This window comes from Cobetia sp. UIB-001, assembly GCF_044789135.1.
Lineage (GTDB): Bacteria > Pseudomonadota > Gammaproteobacteria > Pseudomonadales > Halomonadaceae > Cobetia > Cobetia amphilecti.
In genome coordinates this window covers 2990008-3014794 of record NZ_CP058244.1, presented here as the reverse complement: position 1 = coordinate 3014794, position 24787 = coordinate 2990008, and the positions used below count along the sequence as shown (strand labels likewise).

Annotated in this window: 21 protein-coding genes; 11 read left to right on the top strand and 10 right to left on the bottom strand. The window is 63.5% G+C overall.

What is annotated here, in order from left to right:
• Window positions 1–101 precede the first annotated feature (101 nt).
• The 3 genes from thiO to HA399_RS12550 all read left to right on the top strand — a co-directional run bounded on the left by thiO (window position 102) and on the right by HA399_RS12550 (window position 3427).
• The gene (gene thiO / locus HA399_RS12560) at window positions 102–1241 is read left to right on the top strand and encodes a glycine oxidase ThiO (protein ID WP_404325154.1); all 1140 of its coding nucleotides are present in this window, start codon (window positions 102–104) and stop codon (window positions 1239–1241) included.
• A gap of 219 nt (window positions 1242–1460) precedes the next feature.
• A complete protein-coding gene (locus HA399_RS12555) occupies window positions 1461–1847 on the top strand; it encodes a nuclear transport factor 2 family protein (protein WP_054555520.1) in 387 nt (128 codons plus the stop codon).
• Between the two features lie 116 nt (window positions 1848–1963).
• The gene (locus tag HA399_RS12550; RefSeq protein WP_197738684.1) at window positions 1964–3427 is read left to right on the top strand and encodes an FAD-binding oxidoreductase; all 1464 of its coding nucleotides are present in this window, start codon (window positions 1964–1966) and stop codon (window positions 3425–3427) included.
• Window positions 3428–3637: 210 nt separating this feature from the next.
• Here HA399_RS12550 and HA399_RS12545 read toward each other — a convergent pair whose 3' ends face one another.
• On the bottom strand, window positions 3638–5257 hold the full coding sequence (locus tag HA399_RS12545; RefSeq protein WP_404325153.1) for a PLP-dependent aminotransferase family protein: 1620 nt from the start codon (window positions 5255–5257) through the stop codon (window positions 3638–3640).
• Window positions 5258–5744: 487 nt separating this feature from the next.
• On the opposite strand from HA399_RS12545, the gene HA399_RS12540 reads away from it, so the two are divergent.
• The 4 genes from HA399_RS12540 to HA399_RS12525 all read left to right on the top strand — a co-directional run bounded on the left by HA399_RS12540 (window position 5745) and on the right by HA399_RS12525 (window position 9468).
• The gene (locus tag HA399_RS12540) at window positions 5745–6836 is read left to right on the top strand and encodes a TRAP transporter substrate-binding protein (RefSeq protein ID WP_404325152.1); all 1092 of its coding nucleotides are present in this window, start codon (window positions 5745–5747) and stop codon (window positions 6834–6836) included.
• Between the two features lie 161 nt (window positions 6837–6997).
• Window positions 6998–7606 (top strand): TRAP transporter small permease, encoded by a 609-nt coding sequence (locus HA399_RS12535; RefSeq protein WP_404325151.1) that lies wholly within the window; start codon window positions 6998–7000, stop codon window positions 7604–7606.
• Window positions 7603–8946: a TRAP transporter large permease gene (locus HA399_RS12530; protein ID WP_348471716.1), complete on the top strand. Its 1344-nt coding sequence runs from the start codon at window positions 7603–7605 to the stop codon at window positions 8944–8946. Before HA399_RS12535 ends, HA399_RS12530 begins: the two co-directional genes overlap by 4 nt.
• 45 nt (window positions 8947–8991) lie before the next feature.
• Window positions 8992–9468: a universal stress protein gene (locus HA399_RS12525; protein WP_043331347.1), complete on the top strand. Its 477-nt coding sequence runs from the start codon at window positions 8992–8994 to the stop codon at window positions 9466–9468.
• Between the two features lie 208 nt (window positions 9469–9676).
• Here HA399_RS12525 and HA399_RS12520 read toward each other — a convergent pair whose 3' ends face one another.
• The 4 genes from HA399_RS12520 to HA399_RS12505 form a co-directional block, all read right to left on the bottom strand.
• Window positions 9677–10435 (bottom strand): IclR family transcriptional regulator, encoded by a 759-nt coding sequence (locus HA399_RS12520; protein ID WP_043331346.1) that lies wholly within the window; start codon window positions 10433–10435, stop codon window positions 9677–9679.
• 171 nt (window positions 10436–10606) lie between these two features.
• Window positions 10607–11884: a TRAP transporter large permease gene (locus tag HA399_RS12515; protein WP_054555518.1), complete on the bottom strand. Its 1278-nt coding sequence runs from the start codon at window positions 11882–11884 to the stop codon at window positions 10607–10609.
• 10 nt (window positions 11885–11894) lie between these two features.
• Complete coding sequence (locus HA399_RS12510) at window positions 11895–12476, bottom strand: TRAP transporter small permease (RefSeq protein ID WP_082388272.1); 582 nt, start codon at window positions 12474–12476, stop codon at window positions 11895–11897.
• The gene (locus tag HA399_RS12505) at window positions 12476–13702 is read right to left on the bottom strand and encodes a TRAP transporter substrate-binding protein (RefSeq protein ID WP_172978708.1); all 1227 of its coding nucleotides are present in this window, start codon (window positions 13700–13702) and stop codon (window positions 12476–12478) included. Before HA399_RS12505 ends, HA399_RS12510 begins: the two co-directional genes overlap by 1 nt.
• Window positions 13703–14398: 696 nt before the next feature.
• Between HA399_RS12505 and HA399_RS12500 the strand changes: the two genes are divergently transcribed.
• The 3 genes from HA399_RS12500 (at window position 14399) to trxC (ending at window position 17881) form a co-directional block, all read left to right on the top strand.
• Window positions 14399–16042, top strand: coding sequence for a GMC family oxidoreductase (locus HA399_RS12500; protein WP_404325150.1), 1644 nt, complete (start codon window positions 14399–14401; stop codon window positions 16040–16042).
• Between the two features lie 79 nt (window positions 16043–16121).
• Complete coding sequence (locus tag HA399_RS12495) at window positions 16122–17189, top strand: YeiH family protein (RefSeq protein WP_225347067.1); 1068 nt, start codon at window positions 16122–16124, stop codon at window positions 17187–17189.
• A 254-nt stretch (window positions 17190–17443) separates the two neighbouring features.
• Complete coding sequence (trxC, locus tag HA399_RS12490; RefSeq protein ID WP_043331344.1) at window positions 17444–17881, top strand: thioredoxin TrxC; 438 nt, start codon at window positions 17444–17446, stop codon at window positions 17879–17881.
• Between the two features lie 141 nt (window positions 17882–18022).
• Here trxC and HA399_RS12485 read toward each other — a convergent pair whose 3' ends face one another.
• Window positions 18023–18877 carry an SDR family oxidoreductase gene (locus tag HA399_RS12485; protein ID WP_404325149.1) on the bottom strand — a complete coding sequence of 285 codons (855 nt, stop codon included), beginning with the start codon at window positions 18875–18877 and terminating at the stop codon, window positions 18023–18025.
• A 468-nt stretch (window positions 18878–19345) separates the two neighbouring features.
• Here HA399_RS12485 and HA399_RS12480 point away from each other — a divergent pair, with 468 nt between their 5' ends.
• Window positions 19346–19714: a hypothetical protein gene (locus HA399_RS12480; protein WP_043331343.1), complete on the top strand. Its 369-nt coding sequence runs from the start codon at window positions 19346–19348 to the stop codon at window positions 19712–19714.
• Window positions 19715–19888: 174 nt separating this feature from the next.
• Here the strand turns inward: HA399_RS12480 and HA399_RS12475 are convergent, their stop codons facing one another.
• From HA399_RS12475 to HA399_RS12460, 4 genes are all read right to left on the bottom strand, one after another.
• A complete protein-coding gene (locus tag HA399_RS12475) occupies window positions 19889–20224 on the bottom strand; it encodes a zinc ribbon domain-containing protein YjdM (RefSeq protein ID WP_043331342.1) in 336 nt (111 codons plus the stop codon).
• Between the two features lie 274 nt (window positions 20225–20498).
• Window positions 20499–21440 carry a hydroxymethylglutaryl-CoA lyase gene (locus HA399_RS12470; protein ID WP_404325147.1) on the bottom strand — a complete coding sequence of 314 codons (942 nt, stop codon included), beginning with the start codon at window positions 21438–21440 and terminating at the stop codon, window positions 20499–20501.
• A gap of 5 nt (window positions 21441–21445) precedes the next feature.
• The gene (locus tag HA399_RS12465) at window positions 21446–23707 is read right to left on the bottom strand and encodes an acetyl/propionyl/methylcrotonyl-CoA carboxylase subunit alpha (protein WP_404325146.1); all 2262 of its coding nucleotides are present in this window, start codon (window positions 23705–23707) and stop codon (window positions 21446–21448) included.
• Between the two features lie 166 nt (window positions 23708–23873).
• Window positions 23874–24713, bottom strand: coding sequence for an enoyl-CoA hydratase-related protein (locus tag HA399_RS12460; protein WP_404325144.1), 840 nt, complete (start codon window positions 24711–24713; stop codon window positions 23874–23876).
• Window positions 24714–24787: the final 74 nt, after the last annotated feature.

The window sequence follows — 24787 nt, the reverse complement described above, 5'->3', positions numbered from 1 at the left end:
GCGGCGGCAATGCTGTGAATATAGCTTTGTTTCTAAAAATAATGCAAATTGTATCGAAATATGAGATTTGTGATTATTCATTCCCCGCAGGAGCAAGGCAGATGAGCGATACCCTGATCATTGGTGGCGGCGTGATGGGCATGATGATGGCGTGGCAGCTGGCCGAGGTCGGCCAGACGGTCACGCTGCTGGAGCGCGGCCAGTGCGGACGCGAGGCATCGTGGGCCGGTGGCGGCATCGTCTCGCCGCTGTATCCGTGGCGCTATTCGAGCGCCATCTCATCACTGTCACGCTGGTCAGAAGGCGAATACCCCAGGCTTGCCGAGGCGCTCAAGGACGCCACCGGCATCGACCCCGAATACCGCCAGAAGGGCCTGATCTACCTGCGGGTCGAGGATGAGGCGCTGGCGCTGGACTGGGCGCGCACCCAGCACAAGCCGCTGGAGGTGATCGAGCGTGAGGCGCTCTACGCGCGCGAGCCGCATCTGGCCAGTGGCCATCAGCAGGCGCTGTGGATGCCGACGCTCGGCAGCATCCGCAATCCGCGACTCGGTCAGGCGCTGCGTGCGCGTCTGCTGGCGCATCCGCGTATCCGGGTGCGTGAAGAGTGCGAGGTCACGCAGCTGGTGCTTGCCACGCCATCGCGTGTCACGGGCGTCCGGCTTGTTGATGAGACCGTCAGTGCAGACAACGTCGTGGTATGTGGCGGCGCCTGGAGTGGCAGGCTGCTCGCCGCGGCCGGCGTGCTGCTGCCGGTGCGCCCGGTGAAGGGCCAGATGATGGTTTTCAATCCGGTGGCGGCGGGGCTTTGCAGTGCGGCTGAGCCGCTATTGTCGCGGGTGGTGCTGTGCGATGGCCGCTACGTGATTCCGCGCGCCGATGGGCGGATTCTGATCGGTTCGACCCTGGAGCATCAGGACTTCGACAAGTCCACCACCGCGCAGGCACGTGAGTCTTTGCATGCCAGCGCCGCGAGCATTCTGCCGGCGTTGGGTGAGCAGGCGCCGGAGCATCACTGGGCCGGCCTGCGTCCGGGCACGCCGGATGGCACGCCCTTCATCGGCGCGGTGCCGGGACTTGATGGCCTCTACGTGAATGCCGGTCACTATCGCAATGGCCTGGTGCTGGCGCCCGCCGCCACGCGCCTGCTCAGTGACATCCTGCTCGGGCGCGAGAGCTTCATGTCAGCGGAGGCCTTCATGCCACCGGGTGTGGCAGCGCCCACGGCCCTCGCAGTTTGAGTCGTCCCAAGGCGGCGCAATGGGACCAGTTGGTACCAGGGCAGCCCTCTTGGTGCCAACTGGCCCAATCGGTGGCAGCCAACTGGTGCTAAAGGGCGGTGCAAGTGTCGGCGTAGTCTCGGGTCATGGCGCAGCGCTTGCTGCCGCTTATCAGCTCAACAACAAGCTCAGCCAAAAGCTCAACAACAAGCCCAACAACAAGACTGCGGAGCCCGACCCATGACTCACCAAGCCACCATCGAACTGCTGACCGCCTTCTGCGATGCCCTCAACCGTCACGACATCGACGACTGCCTGTCGATGATGACCGATGACTGCGAATTCCTCGCCATCGCCGGGCCGGAACTCGAAGGCAAGACCTTCGCCGGTCAGGACGCCGTGCGTGCGGGCCTCTCCGCTGCCTGGCAGAACGCGCCGGATGCCCAGTGGATCGACGCGGAAATCTTCGCCGATGGCGAGCGTGGCTTCGTCATCAGCACCTACACCGGCACCACCGCCGATGGCGCGCGCAGCGAAGCGCGCATGATCGACGCCTTCACGCTGCGTGACGGCAAGATCGCGATCAAGAATGCCTTCCGCAAGAACCGTCCGCCCGTCAACGTCTGAGCGCCAGCGGCGCACCGATCAGGGAAGAGGTTTCTGAAGCTGTCTTTGCCTCGGGGGCAGCACGTCATGGGGTCAGGTCATGGCGTGCGCCCCGTAGGTGAGAGGAGGTGTTCGAGATGGAAACTATCGTGCAGCACGGCGCCCGGCCGTCGGACATGGGCAACGAATCAGAGCAGCGTCCGGCCACTCAGGCCTCGCGGCCGTATGACCCGGCCTATGACCCGCTGGTGAGCGCCACCCCCGGCGAAGGGCGTGACTACGCGCCGACCTACTGGGTCGCCACCGCCGGTGAGCCGCCGGCAGACGACGGCCCGGTGATGGGCGATATCGACGCCGATGTAGTGATCGTCGGCTCCGGCTTCACGGGGCTGACCGCCGCCATCGTGCTGGCCGAGAAGTACGGCATCAAGGCCACCGTGCTGGAGGCCAATCGGGTCAGCTGGGGCTGTTCGACCCGCAATGGCGGGCAGGCGCAGTGCGCCACCGGCCGCCTCAAGCGTTCGCAGTGGATCGAGCGTTACGGACTCGAGGCCGCCCACGGCCTGCACCGCGAATGCGTCGAGGGCATGGAGAATTTCAAGGAGCTGATCAAGGACATCGACTGCGATCCGCAGCCGGGCGGCCATCTGTACATCGCCCATCGCGAGCGCATGATGCCGGGGCTGGAGAAGGAAGCGCGCCTGTTGCGCGAGACCTTCAACTACGATGCCCGCATCATCGATGGCGCCACGGTGCGCAATGAGTGGGTCGGTGATGAAGAGGCCTGCGGTGCGATGCACGAACCGGAAGGCATCGGCGTGCACCCGGGCAAGTTGGCCTTCGGCTATCTGCGCAAGGCGCGCCGCCTGGGCGTCAAGGTGCACCCGGCAAGTCCGGTGGAGAGCTGGGAGACCCGCGATGGCGTGCACTATCTGACGACGCCGGGTGGCGTGGTCAAGGCGCGCTCGGTGGGCATGGCGACTGGCGGCTACACCTCCGGCAAGCTGCATCCGGAGCTCGACAAGCGCCTGATGCCGGTGCTCTCCAACTCGCTGGTGACGCGCCCGCTGACGGCGCAGGAAATCGAGGCGACCCGCTTCCATACCCATCAGGTGCTCACCGACACCCGCGTGCTGCGCCACTACTATCGCCTGCTGCCGGACAACCGCCTGCAGATCGGCAGTCGCAGTGCCGTCTCGGGGCGTGACGCGCCCAAGGCGCAATACGAGCAGCTGCTGATCGCCGACATGCATCGCAAGTTCCCCGCGCTGAGCGGCATCGAGGTCGATTACTCCTGGTGGGGCTGGGTGGATGTCAGCCACGACATGATGCCGCGCATCCATCAGCCGGACCCCAAGCAGAGCATCTATTACGCCATGGGCTATGGAGGCAACGGCGTGATGTATTCCGCCCAGGCGGGCAAGCGCCTCGCTCAATGGATCGCCAGGGACGCGGCGGATCTGGTACTGCCGATCTTCCAGTCACGCCTGCCGTATCCCAATGTGCTCAACAAGGTCGAATCCCCGTTGTTCGCACCGTTCCGCCGCACCGGCCAGCGTTGTCTGTATCGCTGGTACGCGATGAAGGATGAGGCGCAGTAGGTGTGACTCGCCACTGATGCCACGATGACTTGGATGCTCCCGCATTGATCGACTCTCATGATCGGTGCGGGAGCATCTTTGTTATCTATAGGATAATAATTACGAGTTATCGTTTCTTGTGAGGGGGCAAGGTTTGCCTCAGCCATGGTCGATACGGCGGCTCGCCTTGCCTTTCATCTCCTCGTCTTTCATCTCCTCGCAAGGGTCAGGCTAGCTGGCGCGCTGTCGACGTGATGCGCCGTGGGGCGTAGGCAGGGCGGGCTGAGGGGGTAACGGCTGTGCTTGTGTTTCCGGTGCGTCCGTCTTCGTTGCGTCCATCTCTGTTGCTTCTGTCTCTGCGCCTGCAACTGACGGCGCCTCGTCCATCGCCAGCGGCACCAGCGCGGCCAGCTTGAGGATGCCGGCTTCGATGCGTGATTCCGGAATCGCCGAGAAGCCGAGGCGGAAGTAGTGGCGGTGGCTGTCGCGATTGCAGAAGAAGTGCAGGTCACCGACCTCGATCAGGATGCTCTGCTCGCGGGCGAGGGCGGCCAGGCGGTGGGCATTCAGATTCTTCGGGCCGTGCATCCAGAAGCAGGAGCCGCCGTAGGTGGCCGGCGTGCTCATCATCGGTAGATGGCGCTGGATGGCGTCACGCATCAGCAGGAAGCGCCGCTGCATCACCTGGTGCATCTGATTGATCAGGCTGTCGTGATAGCCCCGCGCGATGAACAGCCCCACCGCACGCTGATTGTTGGTCGGCGGATGGCGCAGCATCAGGCGGCGCAGGGCGCGGGCCTCTCGAATCAGGGTCGGGTGCGCGACCATGTAGCCCAGGCGCAGGCCGGGAGCGAGGGTCTTGGAGAGGCTGCCGACATAGATGACGCGCTTGTGGCGGTCGAGGCTCTTGAGCGCGGGTGTCGGGTTGTCGGCGTAGTTGCTCTCGCTCTCGTAGTCGTCCTCGATGATCAGGAAGTTGCCGGTCTCGGCCATGTCCAGCAGCTGGCGGCGGCGCTCGAGCGGCAGGGTGATGGTCGTCGGCGACTGGTGGCTGGGCGTGACATACAGCAGGCGGCAGTCCTTGAGCGATTCCAGCGGCTGCATGCCCTTGTCGTCGATGGGCAGCAGCTGGATGTCATCGGTGAAGGTGCTGGCGATGTTGTACATGTCGACGTAGCCGGGGTTCTCCATCGCGAAGCGCTGGCCCTGCTTGAGCAGCAGCATGCAGCTGATCCACAGCGCCTGCTGGGTGCCCACCGTGATCAGGATTTCCTCCGGGCTTGCCCAGACACCGCGGCGGGGCAGCAGCCGCTGGTGGATTTGCTCGATCAGCAGCGGGTCGTCATTGTTGAGATGGTCCACCGACCAGCTGCGAATCGACGGCACGCTCATCGAGTCGCGGCTGCATTCGCGCCAGTGCTGGGTGGGGAAGAATTCCGGGTCCAGCTGGCCATAGAGAAAGGGGTAGTCGTACTGGTGCCAGTCGCCGGGCTTCTCGATGGCGCGCTGCTCAGAGGGCTTGAAGGCCAGCCGCTCATCCCAGTCGAGGCTGTCGGCCTCGATGTCATTGAGGCGCACCGGCGTGTCGGCGCGACCCTTGAGAATCTCGGGATTGATGAAGTAACCGCTGCGCTCGCGGGCGATCAGAAAGCCGTCTTCCAGCAGCTGCTCATAGGCCAGCATCACGGTATTGCGCGCGACATTCAGCTCGCGGGCCAGCTTGCGACTGGAGGGCAGCGCGACATCACGTGGCAGATGGCCTTCGAGAATCGCCTGGGAAATCTGCTCGCGAATCTGGAATTGCAGGCTTTCCTTGCGCGAGGAATCGAGGTGAAACAGCGGATGGCTCATGCGTGTTCTCTATTGTTTTCGCGAGCGTGTCGTCACGAGGACTTTCCAGCGGAAGTGCCCGTTTTATATGCATTTTCTGTACCTGATTGCCCCGCGGTGCGCCGTCAGTGAGTGGCGCGCGGGGTGCTGCCTGCCCTGAGGTGGCAGCCACCGGTACGGCTTCATTGAGGCAGACCCCTGTCGGGAGAGCAATAGCCAGCCGGGACTGGCCCCATCGATGCCGACGGACTGGTTCTATCGAGGAATGGCGCACGGGGAGAAAGTGATCTGGCAGGTACAACGAAAGCACAATTCAAGCACGACGCGACTTCACACTCCCTTTCCTGGGGCTGTAGATGAGCAGGTGATGGCAATCGTGAATGACATGAGACGTTGCAAGGTAGTGGTGCAGACGCGAAGTCATTGACGATATGAGGTGCAGTACCCCGCTCGCTATCACGCGCAGCCGTCAGGAGCCCGCAACAACAATAACGACGGGACAGACAAGATGATCGACTCGACACAGACCCTTTCAGACCTCCGCTTGCTGACTCGCGCTGGCGTATCTCGCACCAGCGTATCTCGCACCAGCGCCTTCAAGTCCACGCTGGCCATCGCGGTGACTGCCGCGAGTCTGGGCATGGCCGCCGGCGCCAATGCCGCGACCTGGAAGATGGCCCTCGGCGATGCGGCCGGCGGCACCCAGTATGAACTGGGCAAGACCTTCGCAAGCCTGGTGGAAGAGAAATCCGGCGGCGACATCAAGGTGGACCTGTTCCCCAACGGCCAGCTGGGCAGCGAGCAGGATACCGTCAACAACGCCAGCATGGGCCTCGTTGACCTGTCCGTGGTCGCGATCAACAACCTGACGCCATTCTCGCCGACCGTCGGCGTGCTGACCCTGCCGTATGTCATCCACGGCCCGGACGATGCCAAGGCGCTGACGCAAGGCAAGATAGGCGATGAGCTGCGCGAGAACACCCTGCGCGATTCCGGTATCCGCATTCTGGGCTGGGCCTATTCCGGCTGTCGTCGTCTGACCAATTCCAAGCAGGCGGTGGCCTCGCCGGCAGACCTGGAAGGCATGGTCATTCGCGTGCCCAAGAACGAGATCATGATCTCCTCCTACCAGTCCTGGGGCGTCAACCCCAACCCGCTGGCGTGGTCCGAGACCTTCACTGCCCTGCAACAGGGCGTCGTCGATGGTCAGGACAATCCCTACATCACCATCGATGCCATGAAGTTCTATGAGGTGCAGAACCACGTCACCGACAGCTGTTACGTGTTCTCGATGGAACCGCTGATCATGGGCGAAGGCACCTTCCAGAGCCTCAGCGAAGAGAACCAGCAACTGGTGCTGGCGGCTGGTGAAGAGGCGACGTCGCACAGCTATGACTACCTGCTGGCCACCGAGGATTCCATCAAGAAATCACTGGTGGAAGAGCACGGCATGACCATCACCCAGCCCGCCAATGACGAGCAGGAATGGATCGCCAAGGCCTCCAGCATCTGGCCGGACTTCTATGACAGCATCGGCGGCCGCGACAAGCTGATCGAAGTGCTCGAGACCCTCGGACGTGATCCGTCCACCGCGCCCTGATGATTCGCTGAACGGCTGAGGCTTTCAAGGCCCGCCCGGATTCCCCTGCCTGCCGGCACCTGTCATGAGCATACCAGGAGCATGTCGTCGACATGTGATCGCTGGCAGGGGAAACGTGGCGTCAAGTGGTCATCGCTGGCGATGTCGGGGGATGTGTATCCATGCGGGTATTGTTGAAGTTTCTGGATAATATCGAGAACTATCTCTGCCAGTTCCTGCTGGTGGTGTTCGTCATCATTCTCTTCACGCAGATCATGCTGCGTAACCTTTTCAGCTACTCGATTCCCTGGGGAGACGAGTTGGCGACCTATGCCTTCGTGTGGTTTGCCTATCTAGGCGCCGTCTACGCCACACGCATGTCGGCGCATAACCGCGTGACCTTCCAGTTTCGATTCCTGCCGCGTTGGGTGGAAACCCTCTGCGGTGTGCTGACCGATATCATCTGGATCGCCTTCAATGCGGTGTTCATCTATTACAGCTACGACTTCGTGTTCAACAAGATGAATCTGTTCTGGAAGTCACAGACGCTGGGTGTGCCGATGAAGTACTTCTATCTGATTCTGCCGCTGGCCTTTACCGCCATGACGGTGCGCATCATCCAGACCAATTATCTCAAGTTCGTGCGCAAGGAAGACATCGTGGACCCGGATTCCCAGGCAATGGAGGAATTGAAGCAGGGCGGTGACGGCCAGGCCATTGATCCACCGGCCAGCGACGCACAGGCCAGTGATGGACAGCCCAGTGACAGACAGGAGGGCGGCAAGTCATGATCGATTCCACCATCATCTACATCCTGTTTGGCGTCTTCTTCCTGCTGCTGGTGCTGGGTGCACCGATCACCGTCTCGCTGGGTGTCGCGGCGCTGGCGACCTATCTGAGCATCGATGAAAACCCGATGGCGTTCGTGCAGATCGCCTTTACCTCGGTGGGTTCCTTCCCGCTGATGGCCTTGCCGGCCTTCATTCTGGCCGGGGCGCTGATGGAGGCCGCCGGCATCTCGCGACGGCTGGTCGATATCGCCGAGGCCTTCGCCGGGCCGGTGACGGGCGGACTCGCCGCCGCCACGGTATTTGCCTGCATGTTCTTCGGCGCGATTTCCGGCTCGGGACCGGCCACCACGGCGGCGGTCGGCATGCTGATGATTCCGGCGATGGCCAAGCGCGGCTATGACCGTGGCTATGCCTCGGCGATCACGGCCTCTTCCGGTGGGCTGGGGGTGGTGATTCCGCCGTCGATCCCGATGGTGATCTTCGGGATTTCCGGCATGGGCCTGCAGCCGCCGCCTGAAGCGGTGGCCATGCACGGTGACTTCCAGACACTGTCGATCCCGAAACTGTTCATCGCCGGCGTCATGCCCGGTGTGGTGATCGCCGGCTTCCTGCTGCTGATCAACTACGTGATCTCGAAGAAACGCGGCTATCGCGGGCTGACCAACAGCTGGTCGTGGCCCCATATTCGCGCCACCTTGAAGAAGGGCGTCTGGTCGATGCTGGCGCCCTTCATCATCCTGGGCGGCATCTACAGCGGCCTCTTCACGCCGACCGAATCCGCCATCGTCGCCATCGTCTACACCCTGATCGTCGGCATCTTCCTGCACAAGGAACTCAAGTGGAAGCCGACGCTGCGCACCCTGGAGACCACCACCTGGATCACCGGTCGCGTGCTGCTGATCCTGTTCACGGCGACGGTCTTCGGGCGGCTGCTGGTCGAGCAGCGCGTGCCGGCCCATATCGCCGAGGGCATGCTGGCGATGACCGACAACCTCTACCTGATCTGGGCGATGATCATCTTCTTCCTGCTGTTCGTCGGCATGTTCATGGAGACACTGGCCGCGATCATGATTCTCACCCCGGTGCTGCTGCCGATCATGTACATGCTGGGGATGGACCCGGTGCACGTCGGCATCGTGGTGGTCTGTGCACTGGCCATCGGCTTCCAGACGCCGCCATTGGGGGAGAACCTCTTCGTGGCCTCGGGGATAGGCGGGGCCTCCATCGAGGAGATTTCCCTGAAGGCATTGCCGTTCGCGGCGGGCTCGGTGGCGGCCATCTTCCTGATCGCCTATGTGCCTGAAATCTCGCTGTGGCTACCCAGGGTGATGGGTTACTGAAGTGCCATCTGAACGCTAGCCCTGCAATGAACGAGGAGAAGGACGATGCCGGCAGTCAAACGAATTCTGTGTTGTGTAGGCCTGCGCGGAGACTGTGAGCGGGTACTGGCGCGCTCGGTGTGGTTGGCGGGAGCGACCGGCGCCGAGCTGCATGTGCTGCATACCGTCAAGTCATTGTCAGATGACGTGATGAACACCCTCAAGGTCAACATCCGCCACAAGCCGACGCTGGAGGGCCTGATGCAGCAGCGGCTCGATCAGGCCAAGGAGAGCCTGGAAAAGATGCTGGAGGACTTCTGGAGCACCCATGACAACGGCGACCCGCGCCCGGTGATCGCCGGACTGAATGTGGTGGAGGGCTATCCGGCCTCGGAGATCATCCGCTACGCCACGCGCCATGACTGCGACATGATCATCATGGCCACCAACAAGCGCGGCTTCGTGGCCTCCTATGCGGGCAAGGTCACCAAGGGGGTGATCAAGCGCGCCAGCATTCCGGTGGTGGTGGTACCGACGCCCTGACCGCAGGAGAGAGACGCTTGAGGAAAAGCGGTACTCAGCAAGTTGGCACATGAAAAAAGCTCGCCCCCACAGGACAGTGACTGTCTGCGGGGGCGAGCGTTTTGGATCATGGCCCATCGTCAGCGTGGCCCATCGTCAGCGTGGCTCAGGTGTCACTCGGGGCCGGACGGGATCACCTCATGCGTCATGTGCGCACAAGGCGCGCGCCTCAGAGCGTGCCTTCCAGCTCAGTGGCGATCTGGCGCATCAGCGGCGCCCACTCCAGGAGGGAGTCGATGGAGTGGCGCAGGCGCGGCGCGTGGATCGCCAATGTCGCCTGGATCTGGCCGACCTCATCGAAGACCGGCACCGCGATGGCGACCATGCCCTGGATGAACTCCTCATCATCGGTACTCAGCTGGTTGCGCGCCACGGTGTCGAGCGCCTCTTCCAGCGTGGCCCGCGAGGTCAGGGTGCAGGGCGTGTGCGCTTCCAGCGCCAGATGTGCGAGCAGGGCGCGGCGGCGATGCAGCGGCATCAGCGCCAGAAACAGCTTGCCGCTCGCGGTGCAGTGCAGCGGCAGGCGTGAACCGGGCGCCAGCTGGATGCGCACCGGCCAGTTGGTTTCCACGCGGTCGTAATACATCACCTCGTGGCCATCGAGCAGCGTCAGGTTGCAGGTCTCGCCGACTTCCTTCGCCAGCCGTTCCAGCAGGACACGGCGCGGCACCTTGAGGCCTTCATTGGCCAGTGCACCCAGCGACATGCGCCGAAAGCGCGGGCCGGGCAGCAGGTGACGGCCATCCAGATCACGACTGATCAGCTGCTGTTCTTCCAGCTGCTTGAGCAGGCGATGGACGGTCGGCTTGGGGATGTCGAAGCGCTTCTCGAGGTCGGCGGCGCTGACGGCGTGCTGGGTGGTGACGATTTCTTCCAGCAGGCCGAGTGCGCGAAAGAGCGTCGAATTGGTGGGCGTGTCTTTGCTCATCTAGTGTCCTCATCCTGCTGTCGGGCGCATGTCACTCGGGATGACCGGGGCCGACAGGGGCAGGGTGGCAAGGCGTCAGTGCATCGATTCATCACGGCAGCGGACCCCTTGGCGAAGGCTGCGATGATGAGACGAAGACAGCCCCTCGCGGGGCTGTCGATGAGGCTAGTGTTACAGGTTTACCAGGAACAGGGAAAGGGAAGGCACCAGGCAGATGGCGAGCCAGCAGGCGATCAGCGCGATGAAGTAGGGAATCACGTACTTGACCAGTCTGACGTAGGAAATGCCGGTGATGCTGCTGGCCACGTACAGGTTGAGCCCGAAGGGTGGCGTGACGAAGCCGATGGCGGCACCGACCAGGAAGATGACCGAGAAGTGGATCGGATCGACCCCGGCCTGCTGGGCGATGGGCGCGAGAATCGGCGCCAGGATGATCGTCACCGGCAGGCTTTCCAGAATCATGCCCGCCAGCAGGATGATCAGCATGCAGGTGCCCAGCGTCAGGTAGTAGTTGTCGATGCCGCTGAGCATCTCGCTCAGCGCCTGTCCGGCACCCAACACCGACAGCAGCTGCTGCATGACCACCGAGATGGCGATCAGCGGTGCCAGCATGCCGGCGATCTGACCCGAGCGCAGCATGATGGTCGGCAGCTTCCTGAGGCTGATCTCGCGGGTGATCAACAGCCCCGCGATCATGGTGAAGCCCACGGTGATGGCGGCGGCTTCGGTCGGCGAGAACTTGCCCGAGTAGATGCCGTAGACCACCACGCCGATGGTCGCGAAGCCCAGATAGGCCTTGCGCGCCAGCCTGGCGCTGACACCGGCCTTGAAGGGCTGCAGCTGGCCCCAGCCATTCTTGCGCGCGACCAGATAGCAGGCCCCCATCATCGCGACCACCATCAGGGCGCCCGGCACCATGCCGGCGATGAACAGGTCACTGATCGACAGGTTCATCATGAAGCCATAGACGATGAAGATGATGCTGGGCGGAATGATGATGCCCACGGTGCCGCCGGAGGCCGCCGTGGCGGCGGCGAAGCGTTCGTCATAGCCGTTCTTGACCATCTCGGGCTGCATGATCGAACCGATGGTGGCGGTGGTGCCGGCGTTGGAGCCGGAAATCGCCGCGAACAGTCCGCAGGCGCCGAGGGTCGACATGCCCATCCCGCCGCGCATCCAGCTCAGCGTCGAGTAGGCGAAGTCGGAGAGTCGCTTGGCGATGCCCGCCGCGTTGATCAGGTCCCCCGTGAGGATGAACAGCGGCAACGCCAGCAGGCCGAAGAAGCTCAGCCCCTGGAAGAGGGTGACGCCGACATTGGCCAGCGTGAAGTCGATCACTAGACTGGTGCCGACCACCCACAGGCCGATGACGAGGAAGATGGGCACGCCGAGCAGGAAGAAGGCGGTCACACCCGCCGTGATCAGGGAGATCCAGATACCGTCTGTCATGCTGACCTCCTCAGTCCATGATGGACGGTTGCAGGTTGAAGGAATCGCCGCGGCGATAGCGCGCCCAGTCGGCGTAGAGGTTCTGCAGTACGCGATAGATGATCATCACCCACGCCAGCGGCGTGGCGAGGTAGAACCACCACTGCATGACGTTGTCGGTGCCCGGCACAATGGCGTAGTTGTCGTAGGCCAGCGTCACCTGGGTGGTGGTGAAGTAGATCACCATCAGCCCGAAGCCGATCCACAGCACGGCATCGAGGATCAGGCAGGCGAACTGGCCACCGCGCGGCAGCTTCATGCGAATCTCGTTGAGGCTCAGGTGGGTGCGCTTCTTGACGTTGAGCGAGGCGCCGAACCAGGTCAGCCACAAAAACAGCAGCACGGGAATGCTGGTGCTCCAGGGGGCCTGCAGGCCGAAGAAGAAGCGCCGGATGACTTCGACGAAGATGATGCCGGCCATGCCGGAATAGGCGATCAGTATGACGACCTGTTCCAGATGGGCGTCCAGCCACAGGAAGGGACGCGCCCAGGGCGCGGCCTTCTTGAGGGCAGGTTTCTTGGTCGGTTGGCTGAAGATGGTGGTATCGCCCATTACCCCCTCCACCAGCGCTGCGGCTTGACGTTGACGGCGGCGACATCACGCGGAATCTCGCGCGCGACATCATGGATTTCCTGATAGATATCGAGACCGCCGGACCACTTGTTGAGGCGTTCGCGCCACTGCTCCCACGGCTCGGGATTGAATTCCGGCGAGCACATCTGCTCGGCGCGTGAGCGTTCGGCGTCCGACAGCGGCGCCACGCGCACGTTGTTCTCGGCGAAGACGGTGCCGGCGGCGGGGTGCTCGGTGGCACCGACGATCTCGAAGCGCCCGGCCTCGTTCATGCCCTGGGTGAAGATCTGCGCGCAGTAGGCGGACTCCATCACCTGGTCCTGCAGCTCGGAACCGAGGCTGTCGAACTTGGGCAGGCTCATGCCGGTGTGTTCGGTGCCGGCGAAGAATCGCAGGTCGACCGCCTGGGACACCACCGGTGCCATGCCGGCGTAGGCCACGGCGCTCATCCAGGTCTCGGCGCCATCCAGCAGGCCCTGACGCAGGCCATCGAGGGTCTCTTCCCAGGCGACCGGCACCGGGTTCAGGCCCAGCTGCTCCATCGCGATGCGGCCCATCTGGGTGCCGGTGACGCGATTCTTGGTGCCCTTGAGGTCATCGATGCTGGTGACCAGCGGTTTGTCCTGCCACTTGAGGCCGAGCATGATGCCGCGCAGGTCACAGTGGGTGAACAGGAACTGCAGGTTGTGGCGCTGGCGCAGTGGTTCGCGCAGCAGCTGCTCACTCTTCTTGTGATAGAAGAAGTGGAACATCGAGGCGACGGTGGGGAACAGGTAGGCGAAATCGAGCACGTTCAGATACGGCGCGCTGCCCGAGGAGTTCTGGGTGGAGGCCGAGTAGATATCGACGATGCCCTGCTGGGTCTTGCCGACGCAGTCCAGCTGGTTGCAGACCTCGTTGCTGCCCATGAACTCGACGCGGATGGCGCCGTTGGTGCGCTCTTCCAGGTCGCGCGCGAAGAACAGCTGACCGGATTTCTGGATATCGAGATTGCGCTCATTGAAGCCCGAGGCACCGAAGCGCAGCTGGAACTTGGGCGCTGTCTTGTAGCGTTTCTGCTGCTCCTGGTCGGCGGCGCGCGCCAGCGTGGACGCGGTGAGACCTGCGCCGAGGCCGGTGGCGGCCAGCAGGGTCGAGGTCAGACCGAAGCGACCCGAGATGTCGAGGAAGTCACGGCGTGACAGCTTGCTGAGTGGCGATGGCATGGTAGTGCTCCCGGTATTGTGTTTGCTTTTGTGGTGGGATGCAGGCCTGGCGGCCGGGAAGTGATGTCGTATCACTCGCCCTGTGTTGGCGTTGTTATGGGTCTTGCGGTGCGGGGCTTGCTTCCGCTGCTTGTCTGGCAAGCCGTTCGTTGATCACTTCTTTAGCCAAGTGCTTGTTTATCCGTCCTTATTTGCTGTCCTGATTTGCCCGTCTTTATTTGTCAGGCGTTTTCGCAGTGCTTGTTCAGAGCGTGTCTAGTTAGAGAGTGTCTTTTCTGAGCATGTCTCTTCAGAGAGTGTCTTTTCAGAGCATGTCTCTTCAGAGAATGCTGGAGCGCTTGTCAGACATATCCGCTATTTCTTCAAAGCCACTCCAAATTCTCTTCAGAGTCTCCTCAAGCCCTCTTCAGGCTCTCCTCAAACTCTCCTCAAGCACGTCTCCAGAGCCCATGAGCCCTGCTTCTGGCCTCTCTGGTGGCTGCCATTGATGGCAGTCTGTGTCGTTCTCGCTAGTTCGTCTTACATAGTTGGTCGTATAACGAGACGAAAAGTACCGTTATCGGCGTTTCAAATCTCAATGTAGGGCACTTTTTCAGCTTTGGCAAAGATATTGAGACAATACGTTTCGTATTTGACGAATCCAAATTTTGATACCATGATTATGAGACAATATGTCTCGATATGGTATATAAAATAATGAAAACAATACGTTACGCCAATGCAGACGCATCAGCCGCCTATGACTACATCGTGATCGGAGCGGGTTCAGCCGGTTGCGTGCTAGCCAATCGTCTAACCGAAGACCCCTCCATCAAGGTCTTGCTGCTGGAGGCCGGCGGCTCGGACTGGAATCCGTGGATTCATGTGCCGGTGGGTTATTTCAAGACGATGCATAACCCGGCCACCGACTGGTGCTATCTCACCGACCCTGACAAGGGCATCAATGGTCGCCGGTTGCAGTGGCCGCGGGGCAAGGTGCTGGGTGGTTCCAGCTCGCTCAATGGGCTGCTGTATATCCGTGGTCAGCACGAGGACTACGACGACTGGGCGGCCGCGGGCAATCAGGGCTGGGACTACGCGTCAGTGCTGCCGTACTTCCGCAAGTCGGAGTGTCAGGCGCGTGGCGCCAACCAATGGCACGGCACCGATGGGCCGCTGCATGTCTCTGACCTGCGCCTCAAGCGCGAGATCGCCGAGCGCTTCATCGAGGCGGCGGTGGAGGCGGGGATTCCGCTCAACCAGGACGTCAATGGCGAGCGCCAGGAAGGGGTCGGCTATTTCCAGCAGACCACCTACAAGGGCCTGCGCTGCAGCACGGCCAGGGCTTTCCTGCGCCCGGCGCTCACGCGCAGCAATCTGACGCTGGTCAAGCATGCGCACTGTCGCCGTGTGTTGCTGGAAGGCAAGCGCGCAGTGGGAGTCGAGTACGAGGTGAAGGGCACTATCCACACGGCGCGCGCCGAGCGCGAGGTGCTGCTGTCCAGCGGCGCCATCGGCAGCCCGCAGATTCTGCAGTGCTCCGGTATCGGTGAGCCCGAGCATCTGGCCAGTGTCGGCGTCGAATGCCTGCACGCGCTGCCGGGGGTCGGGGAAAACCTGCAGGACCACCTGCAGGTACGGCTGGTGTTCAAGACCCAGTGCCGCACCCTCAATGACGAGGTACGTCATCCGCTCAAGAAGCTGGCGGTCGGCACCCAGTACCTCTTCACGCGTACCGGCCCGCTGACGCTGGCGGCCAGTCAGGTGTGCGCCTTTACCCAGTCGCGCGAGGGGCTGACGCGCCCTGATATCCAGTTCCACATGCAGCCGCTGAGTGCCGACAAGCCCGCCGATGGCGTGCATCCGTTCTCGGCGTTCACGTCCTCGGTGTGTCAGCTGCGCCCGCACAGTCGCGGCCGGGTGCGCATCACCAGCGCCGACGCCAGCATCTATCCTTCCATCCAGCCCAACTATCTCAGCGCCGAGGAAGACCGCCGCGTGGTGGTCGATGCCATCAAGGTGGCGCGGCGCATCGCCCAGGCAGCGCCGCTGGCCTCGGTGATCAGCGAAGAGTACGTGCCGGGCGCGCACTACCAGAGCGATGAGGAGTTGCTGGAAGCCGCGCGTCAGTTCAGCCAGACCATCTATCACCCGGCGGGCACCTGCAAGATGGGTCACGATGCGCTGGCGGTGGTGGATGACGAGCTGCGTGTCCATGGCCTGCACGGCTTGCGCGTGGTGGATGCCTCGATCATGCCGGTGATCGTGTCCGGCAATACCAATGCGCCGACCATCATGATCGCCGAGAAGGCCGCCGACATGATCAAGGCCGCCCAGGTGAACATGGCCCAGGCCAGCTAGCAGGCCTGCGTGCCTGAACGACACATCGCGGCGGGGCAGCTTGCCCGTCACCGCTTGCTGGTCTTCAAGAGGAATCCGCGTGGCCACTGACAACAGTTCATCACTGCACGACACACCCACCCCGCCCACCAGCCTGTGGCGGACCCTGGAAGGGCGCGTGCGCACCATCATGCCGGGCCTGTTGATCTGCATCATCATCGCGCTGGCGACCACCTTCATCGCCGATCATTACGGCGGCCCGACGCTGCTCTATGCGCTGCTGTTCGGCATGTCGCTGCACTTTCTCTCCGAGGAGGGGCCGTGCAAGGCGGGCATCGAGTTCGCCTCCAAGACGGTACTGCGCCTCGGCGTGGCCCTGCTGGGCGTGCGCATCACGCTGGAGCAGGTCGCGAGTCTCGGCCTCGGTCCGGTGATCACGGTGGTGCTCGGGGTGGTGGCGACCATCCTGTTCGGCGCGCTGCTGGCCCGCGTGATGGGGCTGGACCGCGACATGGGGCTATTGACCGGTGGCTCGGTGGCCATCTGCGGTGCCTCGGCGGCACTGGCGCTGTCGGCGGTGATGCCGCGCAACGCCACCAGCGAGCGCCACACCATCATGACCGTGGTTGGGGTGACGACCCTCTCGACCGTGGCGATGATCACCTATCCGCTGATCGTCAGGTTGCTGGGGCTGGATGATGCCGAGGCTGGCATCTTCCTCGGCGGCACCATCCACGACGTGGCTCAGGTGGTGGGCGCGGGCTACATCATTTCCGAGCACACCGGGGACGTCTCGACCTTCGTCAAGCTGCTGCGGGTGGCGATGCTGGTGCCGGCGGTGATGGTCTTCATGCTGCTGTTCCGCAGTGCGCGCCAGGCCAATGGCGATGAGGGCGGCAAGGTGCCGATGTTCCCCACCTTCCTGATCGCCTTCGTGGCACTGGTGCTGATCAACAGCCTCGGCTGGGTGCCGAGTGTCGCCGTGGAAGGCTTCACCGACCTGTCGCGCTGGTGTCTGGTGGCGGCGATTGCCGCGCTGGGCGTCAAGACGTCGTTCCAGAAGCTGGCGGTGGTGGGCTGGAAGCCGGTGATCCTGATGGTGGTGGAAACCCTCTTCCTGCTGGTGCTGGTGACGTTGTGCATCAAGTTCGGGCTGGCCAGCATCTGACCGACTCCTGGGTGTGCTGAAGCGCGAAGGGCCCCGCCGTGACTGGCGGGGCCCTTCAGGTTGAGGGCAGGGGGGGGCGTTCAGTTCGTTCAGTTCGTTCAGATCAGGCGGGCTCATACAGCCAGCCAATCAGGGCGATAAGGTGGCTCAATTGCTTCCTGGCCCACGAGTCGTATGATCTGCGCTTATCGGTACGCACCTGACGGTTGACCGTCACGTGGCGCGCCGCATCCCCATTTCTCTGGAGTCCGATCATGTCTGAATCCCTCGTGCTGGCCTGTCCGCAATGTCTCGCTCTCAATCGTGTGGCCACCGCGCGTCTGGATGACAACCCCAGCTGCGGCAAGTGCAGCGCCGCCGTACTGCCCAAGGAGCCGCTGGAACTGACCAGCGACAACTTCGAGGCTCTGGTGGTGCGCAGTGAAATGCCGGTGGTCATCGACTTCTGGGCCAGCTGGTGTGGCCCGTGCAAGATGATGGGGCCGATCTTCAATGAAGTCGCCGCGCAGATGGGCACCCGTGTGCGTTTCGCCAAGATCGACACCGAAGCCCAGCAGGCGCTGGCCGGTCGTTTCGGCATCCGCAGCATTCCGACGCTGCTGGTGATGAAGCAGGGCAAGGAGCTGGCGCGCGAATCAGGCGTGATGCAGGCCGGTCAGCTCAAGCAGTGGCTGGCACCGCACGCGGTGTGACCACGGCCCGCTCAAGAGAAGTCCGCAGTTGAGCGTTCAGGGAAACCCGGACGCAGCTCAAGAACTGACAACGCCTGACGTGCAATCGCGTCAGGCGTTGTCGTCTCAGTCGGCGTTGTCGTCTCGGTCGGCCTTGTCGTCTCAGTCGGAATAGACCATCTTGCGCGTCATGCCGCCATCGACGACATGATTCTGGCCGGTGATGAAGCCGGCCTTGTCCGAGATCAGGAAGGCCACCAGCGCGGCGATGTCATCGACATGGCCGACGCGCCCGACGGGATGCTGGGCGTGGTCTTCGTCACTCAGCGATTCGGCCTCGCCGCTTTTCTGCAGGGCACTGACGTCGATCCAGCCCGGGCTGATGGCATTGACGCGAATCTCCGGCCCGAGGCTCATCGCCATGGCGTGGGTGAGGGCGACGATGCCGCCCTTGCTGGCGGCGTAGGCTTCGCTGTGCGGCTCGGACTGCAGCGCGCGGCTGGAGGCCAGATTGACGATGCTGCCGCCAGTCTCGCGCAGATGACGCGCCGCATGCTTGGCGGTCAGGAAGCTGCTGGTCAGGCTGGTATCCAGTACCTGATGCCAGCGCTCGAGTGACAACTCTTCGAGCTTGCCCTGGAAGGGATCGGCGATCGCGGCATTGTTGATCACCGCGTCCAGCCGCCCGAAGGCCTCGCAGGTAGCCGCGAGGCTGGCGGCCACGGATTTCTCGTCACGCACATCCAGCGTGAAGACGCGCAATCGCTCGCCGATGTCCTCTGCGGGCTGCTCACCAGGCGGCGCTTCCGAGCGTTGTGCAAGTTCCCCCAGCGGCGCTGCAGACTCTTCAGCGAGCCCGCGCGCTTGTCGCTTCTTCATCTCTCGATATTGCTGGCCTGCCTCGGCATCGATATCCGCCACGGCCACGCGCCAGCCGTGGGCGAGCAGGTAGTCGCTGATGCCGCGGCCGATGCCTTGAGCACCGCCGGTGATATAGGCCACCTTGGCTGTCTTCATGTGATTCTCCTGATGAGGTGCCGGCAGGGCGATATGACGATGCGCTTCGCACATGCATCGTCGATGGCGCGGTGTGCCTCTGCGGGCAATGATATAGGTGCGACAGACGCGCGAGACAAGGGCGGTGCCCGCAGACACCGCGCACGGCGACCATGCCTCAGCATGACAGGCCTCAGAGTCGTGATGGGGCTGGCGGGTGGCGCGGCGCCTCACGGCCTGCGTTGAGGACTGATCCTGATGGCTGATTCTATTGGTCAGGGAGTTATCGCCTCGCGTGGCAGCTGTCAGACTGTGCATGAGTCCACGTCAGGCGTCAGGTGCGTCTGGGTGACCATGAGATATCGCCATTCGACGCGAGGGGCGAGGAACTCGACTGCCGGGCCGTTGCCCGAGTCCCCTCAAGCCGCAAGCGAGTGAATGAGCGAGCGGGTAGCCCCCGATGAAGTATCAGTCGCACGAGGAATGAAGATGAACAAGGGGATGCAACACTGGCTGGCGATGGTGGCCGTGGCGGTGATGCTGATGGCCACAACGGGATGCGATGGCGTCAATGGCCCGCGCCCTACCAGCGTGGCGACGCTGCTGGAACACTCCGAGGCCTGGCAGGGCGAGCAGGTGGCCGTGCAGGGCAGGGTGCGCAGCGAAGACGTGCCCAACCGCTACTGGCTGGAAGGCGAAGGACAGCAGCGCCTGGAGTTGCTGCCACCGGAGCGCATCGGTGCCTATATCGGGCGCGAGGTCCAGGTGAGTGGCCGCTTTGAATTCGAGGTCGGCGGTCAGCGCCGCATACGCCTGTCAAAGGTCACGCCGCTCGACAAGACGTCGCCTGAGGAGTGAGTGAGCACTTGCTGGGGTGGTAGGTTGGAGCGGGCCAGGGCGGGCCAGAGCGGGCCGAGCAAGGCGCCTCGGCAAGCCGAAAATGGCGGGCTGGAAACGACAGTCCGCAAACGACGATGCCCCGTCGCGCACAGAGCGCAGGCGGGGCATCGTCGTGTCAGGCAAGCAGAGCGATCAGGCTTTCTTGACGAAGATCGACTTGAGCTTCATCGGGCCGACGCCATCGATCTTGCAGTCGATGTCGTGATCGCCATCCACCAGGCGGATGTTCTTGACCTTGGTGCCGACCTTGACGACGGAGGAGGTGCCCTTGATCTTCAGGTCCTTGATGACGGTGACGGTGTCGCCATCGACCAGCTCGTTGCCGTTGGCATCGCGGAATACCGGGCCGGCTTCCTCGACGGCGGCTTCCTTGGACCACTCATGGGCACATTCAGGGCAGACGTACTGCATGCCGTCGTCGTAGGTGAATTCGGAATTGCAGGCCGGGCAGTTCGGGAGGGCGCTCATCACGGTGTCCTGAAAGCTGTCTCGCGCTTCCCCCGCTCACAAGACGGGCGAAGATTCAGGCCGAGACATGGTGTTGGAAGGCGCGCATCGGGCTCAAGCGGTGCGCGAACGGCGGCAAGCCTACACCGATTCCATGACAGCGACCATCCAGTGCGGCCCTTGGTCGCAATCAACGCGCGCCATTGCGGCCCCGCTTCCGGCCTCGATTGGCCGCGCCCTGAACCACTGGCCCTGATCCACTGGCCCTGTGCCACTCGCCCTCAGCAACTCGTCCTCAACCACTGGCCATCAGCGCCTGGCCGACGCGTGAGCCATTCGGCCGCCCAAGCGTGCGGCTGATCCAGTCACCGGTGCGGGCCAGTGCTGCCAGATCCACCCCCGTCTCGATACCCATGCCCTCAAGCAGATAGAGCACGTCTTCACTGGCGACATTGCCCGAGGCACCCTTGGCGTAGGGGCAGCCGCCCAGACCTGCCACCGAACTGTCGATCACCGCGATTCCCTCTTCCAGCACGGCGTAGAGGTTGGCGAGCGCCTGGCCGTAGGTATCGTGGAAGTGGGCGGCGAGCTGTGTGATCGGCACCTCGCGACTGACCTGCTCCAGCATGTGCTTGGCCTTGAGCGGCGTGCCGACGCCGATGGTGTCGCCCAGAGAGACTTCGTAGCAGCCCATGGCCTTGAGCTCGCGGGCGACGGCAGCCACCTCGGCGGGGGCTATCTGGCCTTCATAGGGGCAGCCGAGTACGCAGGACACATAGCCGCGCACACGCACACCGACCTTGAGGGCGTGTTCCACCACTGGCGCAAAGCGCGCAAGCGACTCGGCGATCGAGCAGTTGATGTTGCGCTGCGAGAAGGACTCGCTGGCCGAGCCGAACACGGCCACCTCGCGCACACCACACTCAAGCGCCGCCTCAAGCCCCTTCATGTTGGGCGTGAGGGCAGAGTAAGTGGTCGCTGACTTTGTGGTTGTTGACATGGTAGTTGGTGACTCGGCGGAGCTGTCGCGCAGCGCCAGCATGATCTCGCGGTGATCGGCCATCTGCGGCACCCACCTGGGCGAGACGAAACTGGCGGCCTCGACATGCGCAAGACCGCTGTCGCTCAGACGCCGGATCAACTCAAGCTTGGTAGCAGTCGCGACGGGCACCGACTCGTTCTGCAGTCCGTCGCGTGCCCCCACCTCGACGATGCGTACCTTGCGGGGAAAGTGCATGCTGACTACTCCTTGTCCGACTCGACCTGCGCAGCCGTGAATTCGAGCAGCACATCGCCCTGGACCACGCTGTCACCGGCCGAGAAGTGGAACTGTGCGACCTCGCCATCGGCGGGGGCATTGAGGGTGTGCTCCATCTTCATCGCCTCCATCACCATCAAGGGCGTGCCCTGCGGGACAAGGCTGCCCGGCGTGACCAGCTGCGCGACCACGGTGCCATTCATCGGCGCATTCAGGGTCGCCTGGGTCTCATGGCGCGCATGGTCCACGGCGTCGGCACGCCGCCACAGCAGGCGTGATTCCCCCTGTGGAGTGCTGCCGGACTGGCTGTGTTGCGCTGACGACAGCACCAGCACTTCACCGCCGCGGGCCGGCGCATGGCTTGCCTGGAAGCGGCGACGATAGCCATCCAGCGTCACGGCAATGGCGTTGCCTTCAAGGCGAGTGAGTCGGCCTAGATGGTGTGTGGTCTGTCTTTCTTCGCCGAAGTGAGTGGTCACTTCAATCTGCCAGTCGCCGTGCGAATCACTCCCGGATGACGTACCCGCCGTGTGCGTATTCGTATGCGTTACGGGGCGGCGCGCGATGATATGCGCCACCTTCTCGCTGCGCTCATCGGCATCGGCGTCAGCGGGCAGACACAGCGCCAGGCGCACCTGGTGTGGCAGGCCATTGCGCCAGCCATCGCGGCGCTCCCACGGGCTGGCGCAGGGCACTTGGCGCGGATGTGATGTGGAGCGCGAAGGTGATCCGTGGCTGGCTTGCTCATTCAGGCGCGAGAGCGCCAGCAAGGCACTGGCCGCCAGGCTGTCATGATCCAGCGTCGCGCTGGGGAACAGGCTGTCGTGGTGGCGTTCGATGAAACGGGTATCCAGCTCGGCGGCGCGGAAGTCAGCATGGCCCGCCAGGCGGGACAGGAAGGCGCGGTTGGTGGTGACGCCGCGCACTTCCAGCGCTGCCAGCGCGCGCAGCAGCGTCTCGAGCGCCTGTTCGCGTGTCGGCCCGTAGCTGATCAGCTTGGCCAGCATCGGGTCGTAATGCATCGAGACTTCATCGCCCTCGGCGACGCCGCTGTCCAAGCGTACCTGCCGGGTGGTCAGCCCGGCCCCTGCCAGGTCCAGCCGGAAGCGTTCCAGCACACCGGTGGCGGGCAGGAAGTCGTTGTCCGGGTCTTCGGCGTAGAGGCGTGCCTCGAAGCTGTGGCCGGTCAACGTCAGCTCATCCTGCTGGCGCGGCAAGCGTTCGCCCCGCGCGATGCGCAGTTGCCATTCGACGAGGTCTTCGCCGGTAACCATCTCGGTCACCGGGTGCTCGACCTGCAGGCGGGTGTTCATCTCCATGAAGTAGAAGGCGCCGTGGCTTTCGCTGCCCGGCTGCGGCGCGTCGAGCAGAAACTCGATGGTGCCGGCACCGACATAACCGATCTCGCGCGCTGCCCGCACGGCGGCCTCGCCCATCTCACGGCGCAGCGACGGCGTCAGCCCCGGCGCGGGGGCCTCTTCCAGCACCTTCTGGTGGCGACGCTGGACACTGCAATCGCGCTCGAAGAGATAGACACCGCTACCGTAGCTGTCGCAGAACACCTGGACTTCGACGTGGCGCGGCTGGGTCAGGTATTTCTCGATCAGCATGCGCTCATCGCCGAAGGCGGCGCGGGATTCACGGCGACAGCTGGCCAGCGCCGCTGAAAATTCCCGCGCGCTCTCGACCACGCGCATGCCCTTGCCGCCACCGCCGGCGCAGGCCTTGATCAGCACCGGATAGCCCATGCGGTCCGCTTCGGCCTGCAGCAGCTCATCCTGCTGGTCCTCGCCGTGGTAGCCGGGCACCAGCGGCACATTGGCTGCCTGCATGCGCATCTTGGCGGCCGACTTGTCGCCCATGTCGGCGATCGCGCTCTGGGGCGGGCCGACGAAGATGATGCCGGCCTCGGCCAACGCGCTGACGAAGGCGGCGTTCTCGGACAGGAAGCCATAGCCGGGATGCACGGCATCGGCACCGCTTTTGCGTGCGGCAGCGATCACCTTTTTGATATCCAGATAGCTTTCGCGGGCGCTGGCGGGGCCGAGACGCACGGCCTCGTCGGCCTCGCGCACATGCAGGGCATCGGCGTCGGCATCGGAATAGACCGCCACTGTCTGTATGCCCATCGCGCGAGCGGTGCGCATCACGCGTACGGCGATCTCACCCCGGTTGGCGACCAGCAGCTTGCGGATCTCGCCGCAACCGGCGGGGAGGGTCTGGTCTGTCTCGCGGTTGGCGTTCATGGCAAGCGTCCTGTGGCGAAGGTGGCTAGGGAAATCAGGAAGAGAAAAGCTCGTAAGAAAAAATCCGGCAGGCATGGCCGAGGTGGATGGCCGAGAGTGATGACCGAGAGTGATGGCCAGTGCCGAGAGCGTCGACATGCTGCCAGCGGCTTCAGGCCTCTGGTGTTCACGAAGATTTCGACGTCTCGGTTGTTTGGTTCTCGGTCGGCACCCAGGGCGCCGGCGTGCCGGCGAAGAAGGCGGCCAGACCGGCCTGACCCTGCTCGCTGACGCGCAGCTGGCTGATCACCTCGCAGCAGCGTTCACGGGTCGCGGCGCTGGCTGGGGCCTGAGCCACCTCGCTGAGCAGGGCCTTGGTGGCGCGACTGGCGGCAGGCGAGGTGGCCAGCAGGGTCTGCACCATCTCCGTGACGCGCGCCTCCAGCAGCTCATCGGGGCAGGTCTCGTGGACCAGGCCGATGCGCTGCGCGGTGGCGCTGTCGATCACCTCGGCGCTGAGGGCATAACGGCGCATCTGGCGTGAGCCGATGGCGCGCTGCACGTAGGGACTGATGGCAGCCGGTGCCAGCCCGATGCGCACTTCGGAGAGACAGAAGCGCGCTCGCTCGGCGGCAATCACGATGTCGCAGCAGGCCGCCAGACCGACGGCACCGCCGAAGGTGGCGCCCTGGACACGACACACGCTGGGGCAGGGCAGCTCATCGAGCAGCTGCATCAGTCGCGCAAGCTCGCGTGAGTCGGCGAGGTTATCTTCCAGCGAATACTCGACCATGCGCTGCATCCACTTGAGATCGGCGCCGGCCGAGAAGCTCTTGCCCTCGGAGGCCAGCACCACCACACGCACTTCATCGCGACTCGCTCTGGCGTGCAGGCTCTCCAGGTGCTGATTCAGCTCCGCAATCAGCAGGTCATCGAAGGCGTTGTGCACCTCGGGGCGCAGCAGAGTGAGGCGGGCGACGCCGTGTTGATCTATCTCGAGTCGGCTCGATTGGCGCGGCTCTGTCATCGTGCTTTCTTCCATTCTGTTAGCTTGAAGATGACTATCGGTATTCGGTGCAGGTCACAATCATTGTTGTAGCG

What these genes read in the sequence shown, in the direction of transcription:
- thiO (WP_404325154.1), top strand. Translation starts at nt 102, where the DNA reads ATGAGCGATACCCTGATCATTGGTGGCGGCGTGATGGGCATGATGATG.
- HA399_RS12555 (WP_054555520.1), top strand. Translation starts at nt 1,461, where the DNA reads ATGACTCACCAAGCCACCATCGAACTGCTGACCGCCTTCTGCGATGCC.
- HA399_RS12550 (WP_197738684.1), top strand. Translation starts at nt 1,964, where the DNA reads ATGGAAACTATCGTGCAGCACGGCGCCCGGCCGTCGGACATGGGCAAC.
- HA399_RS12545 (WP_404325153.1), bottom strand. Translation starts at nt 5,257, where the DNA reads ATGAGCCATCCGCTGTTTCACCTCGATTCCTCGCGCAAGGAAAGCCTG.
- HA399_RS12540 (WP_404325152.1), top strand. Translation starts at nt 5,745, where the DNA reads ATGATCGACTCGACACAGACCCTTTCAGACCTCCGCTTGCTGACTCGC.
- HA399_RS12535 (WP_404325151.1), top strand. Translation starts at nt 6,998, where the DNA reads ATGCGGGTATTGTTGAAGTTTCTGGATAATATCGAGAACTATCTCTGC.
- HA399_RS12530 (WP_348471716.1), top strand. Translation starts at nt 7,603, where the DNA reads ATGATCGATTCCACCATCATCTACATCCTGTTTGGCGTCTTCTTCCTG.
- HA399_RS12525 (WP_043331347.1), top strand. Translation starts at nt 8,992, where the DNA reads ATGCCGGCAGTCAAACGAATTCTGTGTTGTGTAGGCCTGCGCGGAGAC.
- HA399_RS12520 (WP_043331346.1), bottom strand. Translation starts at nt 10,435, where the DNA reads ATGAGCAAAGACACGCCCACCAATTCGACGCTCTTTCGCGCACTCGGC.
- HA399_RS12515 (WP_054555518.1), bottom strand. Translation starts at nt 11,884, where the DNA reads ATGACAGACGGTATCTGGATCTCCCTGATCACGGCGGGTGTGACCGCC.
- HA399_RS12510 (WP_082388272.1), bottom strand. Translation starts at nt 12,476, where the DNA reads ATGGGCGATACCACCATCTTCAGCCAACCGACCAAGAAACCTGCCCTC.
- HA399_RS12505 (WP_172978708.1), bottom strand. Translation starts at nt 13,702, where the DNA reads ATGCCATCGCCACTCAGCAAGCTGTCACGCCGTGACTTCCTCGACATC.
- HA399_RS12500 (WP_404325150.1), top strand. Translation starts at nt 14,399, where the DNA reads ATGAAAACAATACGTTACGCCAATGCAGACGCATCAGCCGCCTATGAC.
- trxC (WP_043331344.1), top strand. Translation starts at nt 17,444, where the DNA reads ATGTCTGAATCCCTCGTGCTGGCCTGTCCGCAATGTCTCGCTCTCAAT.
- HA399_RS12485 (WP_404325149.1), bottom strand. Translation starts at nt 18,877, where the DNA reads ATGAAGACAGCCAAGGTGGCCTATATCACCGGCGGTGCTCAAGGCATC.
- HA399_RS12480 (WP_043331343.1), top strand. Translation starts at nt 19,346, where the DNA reads ATGAACAAGGGGATGCAACACTGGCTGGCGATGGTGGCCGTGGCGGTG.
- HA399_RS12475 (WP_043331342.1), bottom strand. Translation starts at nt 20,224, where the DNA reads ATGAGCGCCCTCCCGAACTGCCCGGCCTGCAATTCCGAATTCACCTAC.
- HA399_RS12470 (WP_404325147.1), bottom strand. Translation starts at nt 21,440, where the DNA reads ATGCACTTTCCCCGCAAGGTACGCATCGTCGAGGTGGGGGCACGCGAC.
- HA399_RS12465 (WP_404325146.1), bottom strand. Translation starts at nt 23,707, where the DNA reads ATGAACGCCAACCGCGAGACAGACCAGACCCTCCCCGCCGGTTGCGGC.
- HA399_RS12460 (WP_404325144.1), bottom strand. Translation starts at nt 24,713, where the DNA reads ATGACAGAGCCGCGCCAATCGAGCCGACTCGAGATAGATCAACACGGC.